This window comes from Mesorhizobium sp. M7A.F.Ca.ET.027.03.2.1, from assembly GCF_003999175.1.
Taxonomy (GTDB): Bacteria; Pseudomonadota; Alphaproteobacteria; order Rhizobiales; family Rhizobiaceae; genus Mesorhizobium.
In genome coordinates this window covers 1-12850 of sequence record NZ_RZOM01000043.1, presented here as the reverse complement: position 1 = coordinate 12850, position 12850 = coordinate 1, and the positions used below count along the sequence as shown (strand labels likewise).

Annotated in this window: 15 protein-coding genes; 14 read left to right on the top strand and 1 reads right to left on the bottom strand. The window is 61.5% G+C overall.

Annotation, left to right across the window (positions count from 1 at the left end; translation table 11 throughout):
• The 5 genes from EN750_RS03760 to tgt form a co-directional block, all read left to right on the top strand.
• Positions 1 to 161 (top strand): peptidylprolyl isomerase (locus EN750_RS03760; RefSeq protein ID WP_189526030.1); only part of this gene is annotated, 161 nt, incomplete at its 5' end.
• A 12-nt stretch (positions 162 to 173) separates the two neighbouring features.
• Complete coding sequence (locus EN750_RS03755; RefSeq protein ID WP_013531824.1) at positions 174 to 623, top strand: DMT family transporter; 450 nt, start codon at positions 174 to 176, stop codon at positions 621 to 623.
• On the top strand, positions 623 to 1711 hold the full coding sequence (queA, locus tag EN750_RS03750; protein WP_127395668.1) for a tRNA preQ1(34) S-adenosylmethionine ribosyltransferase-isomerase QueA: 1089 nt from the start codon (positions 623 to 625) through the stop codon (positions 1709 to 1711). The genes EN750_RS03755 and queA overlap by 1 nt, the downstream gene beginning before the upstream one ends.
• Positions 1701 to 1877, top strand: coding sequence for a hypothetical protein (locus EN750_RS39290; RefSeq protein ID WP_164749036.1), 177 nt, complete (start codon positions 1701 to 1703; stop codon positions 1875 to 1877). Before queA ends, EN750_RS39290 begins: the two co-directional genes overlap by 11 nt.
• Positions 1870 to 3000: a tRNA guanosine(34) transglycosylase Tgt gene (gene tgt / locus EN750_RS03745; protein ID WP_127395667.1), complete on the top strand. Its 1131-nt coding sequence runs from the start codon at positions 1870 to 1872 to the stop codon at positions 2998 to 3000. Before EN750_RS39290 ends, tgt begins: the two co-directional genes overlap by 8 nt.
• A 4-nt stretch (positions 3001 to 3004) precedes the next feature.
• On the opposite strand, the gene EN750_RS03740 is transcribed toward tgt, so the two are convergent.
• Positions 3005 to 3424: a DUF4864 domain-containing protein gene (locus tag EN750_RS03740; RefSeq protein ID WP_127269463.1), complete on the bottom strand. Its 420-nt coding sequence runs from the start codon at positions 3422 to 3424 to the stop codon at positions 3005 to 3007.
• Between the two features lie 265 nt (positions 3425 to 3689).
• On the opposite strand from EN750_RS03740, the gene EN750_RS03735 reads away from it, so the two are divergent.
• From EN750_RS03735 to EN750_RS03695, 9 genes are all read left to right on the top strand, one after another.
• Positions 3690 to 3926 carry an Lrp/AsnC family transcriptional regulator gene (locus EN750_RS03735; RefSeq protein WP_010909609.1) on the top strand — a complete coding sequence of 79 codons (237 nt, stop codon included), beginning with the start codon at positions 3690 to 3692 and terminating at the stop codon, positions 3924 to 3926.
• Positions 3927 to 4097: 171 nt separating this feature from the next.
• Entirely contained in the window at positions 4098 to 5510 is a 1413-nt protein-coding gene (locus tag EN750_RS03730) for a circularly permuted type 2 ATP-grasp protein (RefSeq protein WP_023812984.1), read from the top strand.
• 88 nt (positions 5511 to 5598) lie between these two features.
• Positions 5599 to 6540 (top strand): alpha-E domain-containing protein, encoded by a 942-nt coding sequence (locus EN750_RS03725; RefSeq protein WP_027036710.1) that lies wholly within the window; start codon positions 5599 to 5601, stop codon positions 6538 to 6540.
• An 85-nt stretch (positions 6541 to 6625) separates the two neighbouring features.
• The gene (locus tag EN750_RS03720) at positions 6626 to 7420 is read left to right on the top strand and encodes a transglutaminase family protein (RefSeq protein ID WP_127395666.1); all 795 of its coding nucleotides are present in this window, start codon (positions 6626 to 6628) and stop codon (positions 7418 to 7420) included.
• Between the two features lie 132 nt (positions 7421 to 7552).
• The gene (locus EN750_RS03715) at positions 7553 to 8284 is read left to right on the top strand and encodes a peptidase (RefSeq protein ID WP_013531816.1); all 732 of its coding nucleotides are present in this window, start codon (positions 7553 to 7555) and stop codon (positions 8282 to 8284) included.
• A 101-nt stretch (positions 8285 to 8385) separates the two neighbouring features.
• Positions 8386 to 9792 carry an aspartate aminotransferase family protein gene (locus EN750_RS03710; RefSeq protein ID WP_127395665.1) on the top strand — a complete coding sequence of 469 codons (1407 nt, stop codon included), beginning with the start codon at positions 8386 to 8388 and terminating at the stop codon, positions 9790 to 9792.
• Positions 9793 to 9919: 127 nt separating this feature from the next.
• Positions 9920 to 10687 carry a DeoR/GlpR family DNA-binding transcription regulator gene (locus EN750_RS03705; protein ID WP_127395664.1) on the top strand — a complete coding sequence of 256 codons (768 nt, stop codon included), beginning with the start codon at positions 9920 to 9922 and terminating at the stop codon, positions 10685 to 10687.
• 124 nt (positions 10688 to 10811) lie between these two features.
• On the top strand, positions 10812 to 12338 hold the full coding sequence (glpD, locus tag EN750_RS03700; protein WP_127395663.1) for a glycerol-3-phosphate dehydrogenase: 1527 nt from the start codon (positions 10812 to 10814) through the stop codon (positions 12336 to 12338).
• Between the two features lie 42 nt (positions 12339 to 12380).
• The coding region (locus EN750_RS03695; protein ID WP_145967392.1) for an ABC transporter ATP-binding protein at positions 12381 to 12850 on the top strand (470 nt) is incomplete at its 3' end.

Genomic DNA, 12850 nt, shown 5'->3' with positions numbered 1-12850 from the left:
TCTTCATCTGCTTCGACGATGCCGCCTCCCTCAACCGCCAGTACACGGTCTGGGGCCAGGTCATCGAAGGCATGGACAATGTCGACAAGATCAAGCGCGGCGAGCCGGTGCAGGATCCCGACAAGATCGTGTCGCTGAAGGTCGCGGCCGACGTCAAGTAAGGGCAAACGACAATGATGGGCGTCGTCTGGTCGCTTCTCGGCATCCTGTCCGGCGCCTTCATTGCCATTCAGGCGCCGATCAATTCGCAGCTGGCACGCGGCTTGGGCCTCCCGGTCGCGGCGGCTGCGTTTTCGTTCCTGTCGGGCGCGATCGTGCTCGGTATCATCTCCGTCACGGTGGTGAAGCTGCAAGGCATCTCGCTCGACTGGAAGGCGCCGGCGCCCTGGCTGTTCGTGGCCGGCGGCATGCTGGGCGGTTTCTATGTCACGCTGTCGACGATTCTCACGCCACGCATAGGTGCTGCCGCGCTGATGGCGTTTCTGGTCGCCGGCCAGTTGCTGGCCGGCATGCTCATCGACCGCGTCGGCTTCCTCGGCGTCGCGGTGCGTGAAATCTCGCTCGGCCGCGTTGCCGGCGCGGTGCTGCTCTTGGCCGGAGCGCTGCTCGTCCGGCTCTACTGATGCGCGTCGATCTCTTTGACTTCGACTTGCCGGAGGAGCGCATCGCGCTCCGCCCGGCGCAGCCGCGTGACAGCGCCAAGATGCTTCTGGTCAAATCAGGCGAAGGGCTCGATGACTGGACGGTTGGCGACCTGCCGTCCTTGCTCAGGGCCGGCGACGTGCTGGTGTTCAACGACACCAAGGTCATTCCAGCGCAGCTCAAAGGCATAAGGCGGCGGGGCGAAGCGACGGCGCAGGTCGAAGCCACGCTGCATATGCGCATGGCGCCGGACCGCTGGCTGGCCTTCATGCGGCCGGGCAAGCGCATAGCCGCCGGCGACCGCATCCATTTCGGCCATGACGGCAATTCCTGTTTCCTCGGTCAGCTCGACGCCACGGTGATCGAGAAAGGCGAGGGCGGCGAAGCACTGCTCGGCTTCGACCTGTCGGGGCCCTTCCTCGACGAGGCACTGCACGCGGTCGGCCACATTCCGCTGCCGCCCTACATCGCCTCGAAACGCGACGACGACGAACGCGACCGGGCCGACTACCAGACCATCTATGCAAGCGAGGAAGGCGCCGTCGCGGCTCCGACAGCGGGCCTGCATTTCACGCCGGAGCTTTTTGCAGCGCTTGACAGCAAGGGCATCGAACGCCGCTTCGTCACCTTGCATGTCGGCGCCGGTACGTTCCTGCCGGTGAAGGCCGACGACACCGCCGACCACAAGATGCATGCCGAGACCGGTTCGGTCAGCGAAGCCACTGCGGACGCCCTGAATGCCGCAAGAGCAAGAGGCGGGCGCGTCGTTGCCGTCGGCACGACCTCGCTGCGACTGCTGGAGAGTGCGGCGCGTGAGGACGGTACTCTGGCTGCGTGGTCCGGTCCGACCGATATCTTCATCACGCCCGGCTACCGTTTTCGCACCGCCGACGTGCTGATGACCAATTTCCATCTGCCGCGCTCGACGCTGTTCATGCTTGTCTCGGCCTTCAGCGGCCTCGACACGATGCGTGCGGCCTATGCCCATGCGATCGAGAACCGTTACAGATTCTATTCCTATGGCGACGCAAGCCTGCTTTTCCGAGCGGAGACGAGCGATGGACGATGATCTGCAAGCCTTTGACCGCTATGCGCTGAATGCGGAATTGAAAAAGCTGCGCGCCGGCATTCGCCAGCACCTCGATTCCGCCATGCGCGGCTGCATCCACTACCGCCAGTCGCTCGACAATCAGGCGCCGGACGCCCCGATCCACGACAAGGAATTCAATGGCTAAGCCGTTCAGCTTCAAGGTTCTGGCAACCGACGGCAAGGCGCGACGCGGCGTGATCGACATGCCGCGCGGCGAAATCCGCACGCCGGCCTTCATGCCGGTCGGCACCGGCGGCACCGTCAAGGCCATGTATATGGACCAGGTGCGCGGTGTCGGCGCCGACATCATCCTGGGCAACACCTATCATCTGATGCTGCGGCCCGGCGCCGAGCGTGTGGCGCGGCTCGGTGGCCTGCACGAGTTCGCCCGCTGGCCGCATCCTGTCCTGACCGACAGCGGCGGTTTCCAGGTGATGTCGCTGTCGAAGCTGAGAAAGCTGACCGAAAAGGGCGTCACCTTCCGCTCGCATATCGATGGCGCCGCCTACGAGATGTCGCCGGAGCGTTCGATAGAGATCCAGGGATTGCTCGATTCCGATATCCAGATGCAGCTCGACGAATGCACGGCGCTGCCGGCCGAGATGAAGGAAATCGAGCGCGCCATGGAGCTGTCGTTGCGTTGGGCCGAGCGCTGCAAGACGGCGTTCGGCGATCAGCCGGGCAAGGCGATGTTCGGCATCGTGCAAGGCGGCGACAACGCGGCGCTGCGGGAGCGCTCGGCGCAGGCGCTGAGCGCGATGGAGCTGAAGGGCTATGCGGTCGGCGGCCTGGCCGTCGGCGAACCGCAAGCGGTGATGCTCGAGATGCTCGACATCACCTGCCCGGAACTGCCAGCGGACAAGCCGCGCTATCTGATGGGTGTCGGCACGCCCGACGATATCCTGAAATCGGTGGCGCGCGGCATCGACATGTTCGACTGCGTGATGCCGACACGGGCCGGCCGCCACGGCCTTGCCTATACAAGGCGCGGCAAGGTCAATCTGCGCAACGCCCGCCATGCCGACGATCCACGGCCGCTCGACGAGGAAAGCGACTGCCCGGCCACCCGGGACTACTCACGCGCCTATCTGCATCATCTGGTGCGCTCGCAAGAAGCGCTCGGTGCTATGCTTTTGACCTGGAACAACCTTTCTTACTATCAAAAGCTGATGCAGGACATCCGCGCTGCGATCGAGACCGGCGCCTTCGAGGCGCGCGGCGCGGAAATCACCGAGGGCTGGGCGAGGGGCGATATCCCGTTGCTGTGAGGCCTCAAGTGCTGAGCGAATTCGAAGCGCGCAGGCTGCAGCCGGTGATCTGGAACGTACCGTCGGGCTGTTGCTGCAACGTGTAGACCGCCTCGTAATCCTTGCCGTCGGGGCCGACGATCAGCACCTGCTGGACGATCGAACCCGGAGCGGTCTCCTCGACCTTGCCGAAGGAATAGGTCCGCGGCTTGCGCACCGGCGGATAGCCGTTGGTCACCATGTTCATGAAGGCATCGACGGTCGGGAAGATCCGCTTCACATTCGGGGCGGCGAAGCTGTAGGCGGTGGCGCCGTCATTGGCGATGAGGGCCTTTAGCTGACTGTCGATGACGGACTGGCCCGCCTTGATCTCGGCATCGCCGGCCAATACCGACGACGCGAAGAGGAATGGAACGACTGCGATTGCGAAAAAGGCGCGGCGCATGGCCTGTCTCCGTTATCCCGCGAAATATCTTCCCTCGAAATGCTGCTGTCCGAAGACACATCATAACATACGCTTGGCAGCGCATCGCGGTTTCAGCGATTGCGAATATTCACTGGCGATCGGTGACAAGTTCCACGCCAGTGGCGGAGTTGCAGCAGGCGGTAGCCTAGGCCCGAGCCGGCTGAGCATTCATTCCAGCGCTTGAAAGCCCGCCTCCAGTCTGCCAGAAGGGCCGCTGGACTTGGACGTTTAGCGGGACGAAGCCATGAAGGCGTTTTTCGTGCAGATCAAATGCGAGCTCGGCAAATCCTATGAGGTTGCCAGTGCGCTTGCCGATGCCGAGATCGCCTCGGAAATCTACTCCACCGCCGGCAATTACGATCTGCTCGCCAAATTCTACGTCGACGACGAGGAAGACGTCGGCCATTTCGTCAATGAGAAGGTGCAGATTCTCCCCGGCATCAAGGACACGTTCACCGTCGTCACGTTTCGCGCTTTCTAGCCTGGAAACGCATTTGCCCGGGCACGAGGCAAAGGCTGATCAAGGTCATATTTTAGCTGCCTCAATTTTGGGCAGGCGCAACATACTGATCGCCCGTATCTCTCAAATCACCGATTGCGCTTGATTTTCTCCGGCGACGCCAGTGAAATGGCGTCACAGGGGAGTATGCGATTGGCAGCGTTCGATGAAATGCTTCCGGAAGTCTCCGGATTGAGAAGACCGTATTCGGCTTATGATCGCTGGCTGAAGGAGCAGGATCCGGCCAGGCTGACCGAGAAGATGCAGGACGCCGAACGCGTCTTCCGCAAGACCGGCATCACCTTCGCCGTCTATGGCGAGCAGGAAGCTTCCGAGCGGCTGATCCCGTTCGATATCGTTCCCCGCATCATTTCAGGCAATGAATGGCGCCGCCTCACGCAGGGCATCGAGCAGCGCGTGCAGGCGCTGAACGCCTTCCTCGACGACATCTACCACCGCCAGGAAATCCTGCGCGCAGGGCGCGTCCCCAGGGAATTGATCGCCAGGAACGAGGCCTTCCTGCCGGAGATGATCGGGGTCAGGCCGCCGGCCGGCGTCTACACCCACATCATCGGCGTCGACATCGTCCGCATCTCGGAGGACGAATTCTACGTGCTGGAGGATAATGCGCGCACACCGTCGGGCGTCTCCTACATGCTGGAGAACCGCGAGACGATGATGCAGCTGTTCCCCGAGCTGTTCCAGAAGATCAAGGTACGGCCGGTGGAAAACTACCCGCAGCTTCTGCGCCAGTCGCTGGCGGCGGTGCGGCCGCAAAGCACCAAGGGCGCGCCGACCATTGCGGTGCTGACGCCCGGCAGCTTCAACTCCGCCTATTTCGAACACGCCTTCCTCGCCGACCAGATGGGCGTGCAGCTGGTCGAAGGCCAGGATCTGCGCGTCGTCGACGGCCATGTCGCGATGCGCACGACCGAAGGCTACAAGCAGATCGATGTGCTCTACCGGCGCGTGGACGATTCCTTCCTCGATCCGCTGACCTTCCGACCGGATTCGGCGCTTGGCATACCCGGTATCATGGATGTCTATCGGGCCGGCAACATCACCATCGCCAATGCGCCGGGCACCGGCATCGCCGACGACAAGGCGATCTATTCCTACATGCCCGAGATCATCGAATTCTACACCGGCCGCAAGGCGATCCTGGGCAACATCCCAACCTGGCGCTGCTCGGAGCCCGACAGCCTGAAATACGTGCTCGAGCACATCGACGAGCTGGTGATCAAGGAAGTCCATGGTTCCGGCGGCTACGGCATGCTGGTCGGGCCGGCTGCGACCAAGAAGGAATGCGAGACCTTTGCCAAGAAACTCCAGGCGAAACCTTCGAATTACATCGCCCAGCCGACGCTGGCGCTGTCGACATGCCCGATCCTGACGGAAAAGGGGCTGGCGCCGCGCCATGTCGATCTCAGGCCTTATGTGCTGGTCTCCGATCGCATCCAAATCGTGCCGGGCGGCCTCACGCGTGTCGCGCTGAAGGAAGGCTCGCTGGTCGTGAATTCCTCGCAAGGCGGCGGGACGAAAGATACTTGGGTGCTGGATGATTGAGACGAGCAGGGGGACGCAGCAATCATGAGACGCATTCCCTATTCGCTACTCGCTACTCGCTACTCGCTCAAAATCGGGGCACGTTGATATGCTTCTCGGCCGCACCGCCAACGGGCTTTACTGGATGAATCGCTATATCGAGCGGGCGGAGAACATGGCGCGCTTGGTCGATGCCGGTTTGCGCATGGCGCTGACTCGTACCCAGAGTGCCTCGGAAGAGTGGAATTCGGTGCTGCTCAGCGCCGGTTCCGACGTCACCTTCAGCCAGAAATATTCTGACTATACCGCGGCCAACGTCGCCGACTTCCTGTTGCGCGACACGTCGAACCCGTCGAGCACGATGGCGTCGATCGAGACGGCCCGCAACAATGCCCGCATGGTGCGTACCGCGCTGACGCGCGAAACCTGGGAAAGCATCAACGAAGCCTGGATGTCGCTGAAGCGGATGCTGGCCAAGCCGATCGACGAGCGCGACCTGCCCAGCGTACTCGACGCCATCAAGCGCGAGACGGCGCTGATCCGCGGCTCGTTCTACGGCACCATGCTGCGCAACGAAATCTTCGACTTCTCGCAGCTCGGCACCTATGTCGAGCGCGCGGACAACACGGCGCGCATCCTCGACGTGAAATATTATGTGCTGCTGCCGTCGATCTCCTGGGTCGGCTCGACGCTCGACAATTATCAGTGGGAATCGATCCTGCGTTCGGTCTCGGCGCATCGCTCCTACCGTTGGGTCTACGACGCCGATTACAAGCCGACCAACATTGCCGACTATCTGATCCTCAATGTCCGCATGCCGCGTTCGCTGATGTTCTGCTATCGCTTCCTGTCGGAGCACCTGAAATTCCTCGGCGACGATTACGGCGAACGCCATGCCTGCCACGCAACGGCCGAGAAGACGCAGACAATGCTGAGAGCCGGGTCGATCAAGGGCATATTCGACGCCGGGCTGCATGAGTTCCTGGCCAATTTCATTCGCGACAACACCAAGCTGGGCGAAGAGATCGCACAAGATTACCGGTTCAATTGAGCATGGTCCCGAAAGGTGGGAGCCGGTTTTCTCAGACAAATGAAACCGTTTGTCCGGAGATCGTGCTCACAAACGGAATAGAAGCATGCGGCTGAAGATCACCCATCGGACCGAATACCGCTACGACGCGCCGGTGCACTATCTGTTGCAGCGGCTGCGGCTGCTCCCGGTCAGCGGGTCGACGCAGACCGTTCTGTCCTGGGCCTTGACCATCGAAGGCGCGCGCGAAGAAGTTCGCTTTGTCGACCATTTCGGCAATGACACAAGGCTGTTGAGCGTCGAGGGCGAGCGCGACTTCATCACCGTCGAGGCGTCGGGCGAAGTGGTGACGCGCGACACCGCGGGTGTCTCAGGGCCACATCAAGGCTTTACGCCGCTCTGGCTGTACAGCCATGAAACACCATTGACGACGATCGGCAGCGGTATCCGCGAACTCGCCGCATCGGTCGGCAAGGGCAGCGACATCGAAAGGCTGCACCGGCTGATGGCTGTCATCGGCGAGCGCGTTGTCTACACGCCCGGCACCACCAGTGCGACGACGCCGGCGGAGGAAGCCTTGGCGCTGAAAACCGGGGTCTGCCAGGATCATACACATATCTTTGCCGCCGCGGCGCGTGCCATGGGCTTTCCGGCCCGCTATGTCAGCGGCTATCTGATGCTGGAAGCCACGGTCGAGCAGGCGGCCAGCCATGCCTGGGCCGAGGCGCATGTTTCGGGTCTCGGCTGGGTTGCCTTCGATGCCGCCAATGGCATTTCACCCGACGAGCGTTATGTAAAGGTGGCAACGGGCCGCGATTACCGCGACGCCACGCCGGTGTCGGGAATTCGGCTGGGACAGGCGGAAGAACAGCTTGCGGTCACCGTCACGGTGGAGCAGTAATCCTCGCAAGATTGCTGCCGAGCGATTCATCGTTTCAAGGAAACGCCGAACCGCTCTATCCCCTTGTTTCAACGCAATTCCGGACGGAAAACCGCTTCACACTTTTCCTGGAATTGCTCTAGAAGAGATTCCATGACCTATTGCGTTGGCCTGAAGATCGATCGCGGGCTCGTGTTCATGTCGGACACGCGCACCAATGCAGGCATGGATTCCATCTCTACCTTTCGCAAGATGCATGTCTGGGAAGAGCCGGGCGAGCGCGTCATCGTTTTGATGTCGGCGGGCAATCTGGCGACGACGCAGGCCGTGGTCAGCCTGCTTGACGAGCGCACCAAGGCGATCTCCGAAAGACATTCCACGCTGCTCGAAACGCCGTCGATGTACCAAACGGTCCGCATTGTTGGCGACACGGTCAAGGAGGTCATCGCCAATTCGTCGCCCGCCGGCGAGAAGGCGGATTCCTATTTCAATGCCTCCTTTATCCTCGGCGGTCAGATCAAGGGCAGCGAGCCGCGCCTGTTCATGATCTATCCCGAAGGCAATTTCATCGAATCGACCGATGACACGCCGTTTTTCCAGATCGGCGAGACCAAATACGGCAAGCCGATCATCATCCGCGCCTACGAAAAGACGATGAGCCTCGCCGAGACGGTGAAGCTGCTTTTGGTGTCGTTCGATTCGACGTTGAAGTCGAACCTGTCCGTCGGCTTGCCGCTCGACCTGCTGTTCCTGGAGAAGGACGCCTTCAAGGTTGGATTGAAGAAGCGGATCGGCCAGGACGACCAGTATTACCGCACGATCTCCGACGGCTGGTCGAATGCGCTGAAGACGGCCTTTGCCAGCCTGCCGGATTTCCCGGGCTGAGGCGTGCGGCATCCGTTGTCGGTTGCATCTATTTCACGCGTTAATTAATAAAGAGACCAGCCGCGATGGATGGTGGCGGTCGATCATGTCGGGAGGACAGGATGAACAACGATGATTTCCGGCAATGGTCGCGCCGCGCCGCCGACTGGGGCGCCGACTACCGCAATACGCTACGCGAGCGGCCGGTGCGGCCGCTGGTCGAACCGGGCGACATTTTTCGAAGCATTGAGGCTTCTCCGCCCGAAGACGCCGAGCCGATGGACCGGATCTTCGCCGACTTCGAAGAGAAGATCCTGCCGGGAATGACGCATTGGCAGCATCCCCGCTTCTTCGCCTATTTCCCGGCCAATGCGGCGCCGGTTTCGGTGGTGGCGGAATATCTGGTTTCGGCGATGGCCGCGCAATGCATGCTCTGGCAGACGTCGCCGGCGGCGACCGAACTCGAAACGCGCACCGTCGACTGGATGCGCCAGGCGCTCGGCCTGCCCGAAGGGTTTTCCGGGGTGATCCAGGATTCAGCCTCGTCGGCGACACTGGCCGCGGTGCTGACCATGCGCGAACGGGCGCTCGACTGGCAAGGCAACAGACAAGGCCTGGCAGGGCAGACGCGGCTGCGCATCTATTCCTCCGACCAGGTGCACACGTCGATCGACCGGGCGATCTGGGTGTCCGGCATCGGCGAGGACAATCTCGTGCGCATTCCGGTCGGCGGCCGCTTTCGCGCCATGGACACGGCGGCACTCGAGGCGGCAATCATCGCCGACAGGGAAGCCGGCATGCTGCCGGCCGGCATCATCGCTTGCGTCGGCGGCACCAGCACCGGCGGCACCGACGATATTGCAGCGGTTGTCGAGGTCGCACGGCGGCATGGGCTTTATCTTCACGTCGACGCCGCATGGGCGGGATCGGCGATGATCTGTCCGGAGTATCGGCATTTCTGGACAGGCGTCGAAGGCGCCGATTCAATCGTTTTCAATCCGCACAAATGGCTGGGCGCCCAGTTCGACTGCTCTATCCAGTTCCTGCGCGATCCCGAAAGCCATGTGAGGACGCTGGCCATCAAGCCGGATTATCTGAAGACACACGGCCACGACGGCATCATCAACTATTCCGAATGGTCGGTGCCGCTTGGCAGGCGATTTCGCGCGCTGAAATTGTGGTTCCTGCTGCGCGCCCATGGCCTGGAAAATCTGCGCACGATGATCCGCAATCATGTCGGGTGGAGCGAAGCGCTGGCGGCGCGGCTGGCAAGGGAGCCGGATTTCGAGATCGTCAGCGAACCGATGCTGTCGTTGTTCTCGTTCCGACACAAGATCGCAACCGACGCGGACGAGCACAATCTGCGCCTGGTCAATGCGATCAACGACGATGGCCGCATCTACCTGACGCAGACGAAGGTCGATGGCAGGATCGCAATCCGCTTCCAGGTCGGCCAGTTCGAGGCGACCGCCGCCGATGTTGATACGGCCTTCACCGTCATCACGGAAATCGCGCGCGCAATGGATTGATCGGGCACGATCTGGTTTGCGTTCGTATTCACCTTGGCAATCACATGCATTTCATTAGCCGGCTCATGCCTTTTCATCGGCTTCGTTTTCGACTATAGACAAGAAAAACGAAAATGGGAGGTTGCCTATGTATCTGTCGCCGCGCCATGCCGAGATTATCCAGATGGCCAAGGATCATGGCCGCGTGCTGGTCGATGATCTGGCCACCCACTTCAATGTGACGCCGCAGACCATACGCAAGGACCTCAACGATTTGTGCGACCAGCGGCTGCTCTCGCGCATCCATGGCGGCGCGTTGTATCCCTCCGGCATCGAGAACATGGAATATGAGGCGAGACGCAAGATCGCCGCCGACGAGAAGGAGGCGATCGGCCGTGCGGCCGCCAGGCTGATCCCCGACAATGCCTCGCTGTTCATCAACATCGGCACCACGACCGAGTCGGTCAGCAAGGCGTTGCTCGATCACAACGGGCTCATGGTCATCACCAATAACATCAATGTTGCCAATAGGATGCGGATATATCCCTCGATCGAGGTGGTGATCGCCGGCGGGGTCGTGCGCGGTTCCGATGGCGGTGTGGTCGGCGAAGCGGCGGTCGACTTCATCAGGCAGTTCAAGGTCGACTATGCGGTGATCGGTGCATCCGCCATCGACCATGACGGCGCCTTGCTCGATTTCGATTTTCGCGAGGTCAAGGTGGCGCAGGCGATCATCGCCAATGCAAGGCATGTCATCCTGGTTTCCGACCAGACCAAATTCGAGCGAACCGCACCGGTGCGCATCGGCCATCTGTCGCAGGTCAACACCTTCATCACCGATCGTTGCGACATCCCGTCAGTGCGCAAGATCTGCCACGAGGCCGAGGTTCAGTTGATCGAGACGTCGCTCGCCTAGGCGGTTTCTGCCCGATATCACGCGCTCGTGATATTTCGTTTGACATTCGTTATCATTTCGAAATAATTCCGACACGGTTTCGTAAAAGCCCAAAATGGTGCAATGCGAAATCGTTGGAGGAATTGTGGACGCATCTCCGATCCGTGACATTTTCGTCATAGGTGGCGGCATCAATGGCTGCGGCATTGCCCGTGATGCCGTCGGTCGTGGCTTTTCCGTGTTTCTCGCCGAGATGAACGACCTCGCCAGCGGAACCTCCTCGGGTTCGACCAAATTGATCCATGGCGGCCTGCGCTACCTCGAATTCTACGAATTCCGCCTGGTGCGAGAGGCGCTGATGGAGCGCGAGGTTTTGTGGAAGAACGCGCCGCACATCATCTGGCCGATGCGGTTCGTGCTGCCCTATGCCAAAGGCCTGCGTCCGGCCTGGCTGATCAGGCTCGGTCTCTTCCTCTACGATCACATTGGCGGGCGCAAATTGCTGCCCGCGACCCGGACGCTGGACATGGCCAGGGATCCGGCCGGCAAGCCTTTGAAGCCGCTGTTCAAGAAGGCCTTCGAATATTCGGATGGCTGGGTCAATGATGCACGGTTGGTGGCGCTGAACGCGCGTGATGCCGCCGACCGCGGCGCCACGGTCCGCACCCGCACGAAAGTGACCGGCGCGCGCCGCGAAAACGGCCTTTGGACGATCCAGATCGAGGATCTGCAGAGCGGCGAGACCGAGGAGATCAAGGCGCGACTGCTGGTCAATGCCGCCGGCCCCTGGGTCGATCATGTGCTGTCCGGCGTCGTCGGGCTGAACGATGTGCACAATGTCCGCCTCGTGCAGGGCAGCCACATTGTCATCGCCAGGAAGTTCGACGATCCACGCGCCTATTTCTTCCAGAACAAGGATGGCCGCATCATCTTCGCCATTCCCTATGAGGAAGAGTTCACACTGATCGGCACCACCGACCAGGATTATCCCGGCGATCCGCATGACGTGAAGATCAGCGACACCGAGATCGATTACCTCTGCGCCGCGGCAAGCGAATATTTCGCTCAGCCGGTCAAGCGCTCGGACATCGTCTGGACCTATTCGGCCGTCCGTCCGCTCTATGATGACGGAGCCTCCAAGGCGCAGGAAGCGACGCGCGACTACGTGCTCAAGGCCGATGGCGGCGAGGGCGCCGCCCCAATCGTCAATGCTTTTGGCGGCAAGATCACCACCTATCGCCGGCTGTCGGAATCGATGCTGGAAAAGATCGAGGGTTTTCTCGGCAAACGCGGCAAGCCATGGACGGCGAACGCGCCGTTGCCGGGCGGCGATTTCCCGGCCACCGGTTTCGATGCCCAAGTGGCGAAATTGAAAACCGCTTATCCATTCCTCGACGCGCGCCTGGCTCGCCGGCTGACCCGGCTCTATGGCACCCGCGCAAGGATGCTGCTGGGGCTGGCCAAATCGAACGTCGATCTCGGCCGCAACTTCGGCGCCGATCTCTACGAGGCCGAGGTGCGCTATCTCGTTCAAAACGAATGGGCGGTCACATCGGAAGATGTATTGTGGCGCCGGACCAAGCGCGGTCTGCATCTCAGCCGCGAGCAGGTGGCGGCGCTCGATGAGTTCATGCGCGGCATAAGCCGGCGCCATGTCGCGGCTGCCGAATGAAGAGGGGTTTGAGCTGATGCGGAAGGCCTGGGAGGAGGCGTCATGCTGGAACTGAGAAACGTGACCAAGGCGGTCGGCGCGGCCGAGCATATAAGCGACGTGTCGCTGACGCTCCAGCACGGCTCGCTCAACGTCCTGCTCGGACCTACGCTCTCCGGCAAGACCAGCCTGATGCGGCTGATGGCCGGCCTGGACGTGCCGACCTCCGGTTCGATCTGGTTCGACGGCCAGAATGTCACCGGCGTGCCGGTGCAGAAGCGCAAGATCGCCATGGTCTACCAGCAGTTCATCAATTATCCGGCGATGACCGTCTATGAGAACATCGCTTCGCCGCTCCGGGTGGCCGGCATCGAGCAGGCCAGGATCGACAGCCAGGTGCGTGAAGCCGCCGCTCTTCTCAAGCTGACGCCCTATCTCGACCGCACGCCGCTCAGCCTGTCGGGCGGCCAGCAGCAGCGCACCGCACTGGCGCGCGCCATCGTCAAGAACGCAAGCCTGGTGCTGCTCGATGA

Coding starts and splice junctions, on each gene's coding strand:
- EN750_RS03755 (WP_013531824.1), top strand. CDS start 174: ATGATGGGCGTCGTCTGGTCGCTTCTCGGCATCCTGTCCGGCGCCTTC.
- queA (WP_127395668.1), top strand. CDS start 623: ATGCGCGTCGATCTCTTTGACTTCGACTTGCCGGAGGAGCGCATCGCG.
- EN750_RS39290 (WP_164749036.1), top strand. CDS start 1,701: ATGGACGATGATCTGCAAGCCTTTGACCGCTATGCGCTGAATGCGGAA.
- tgt (WP_127395667.1), top strand. CDS start 1,870: ATGGCTAAGCCGTTCAGCTTCAAGGTTCTGGCAACCGACGGCAAGGCG.
- EN750_RS03740 (WP_127269463.1), bottom strand. CDS start 3,424: ATGCGCCGCGCCTTTTTCGCAATCGCAGTCGTTCCATTCCTCTTCGCG.
- EN750_RS03735 (WP_010909609.1), top strand. CDS start 3,690: ATGAAGGCGTTTTTCGTGCAGATCAAATGCGAGCTCGGCAAATCCTAT.
- EN750_RS03725 (WP_027036710.1), top strand. CDS start 5,599: ATGCTTCTCGGCCGCACCGCCAACGGGCTTTACTGGATGAATCGCTAT.
- EN750_RS03720 (WP_127395666.1), top strand. CDS start 6,626: ATGCGGCTGAAGATCACCCATCGGACCGAATACCGCTACGACGCGCCG.
- EN750_RS03715 (WP_013531816.1), top strand. CDS start 7,553: ATGACCTATTGCGTTGGCCTGAAGATCGATCGCGGGCTCGTGTTCATG.
- EN750_RS03710 (WP_127395665.1), top strand. CDS start 8,386: ATGAACAACGATGATTTCCGGCAATGGTCGCGCCGCGCCGCCGACTGG.
- EN750_RS03705 (WP_127395664.1), top strand. CDS start 9,920: ATGTATCTGTCGCCGCGCCATGCCGAGATTATCCAGATGGCCAAGGAT.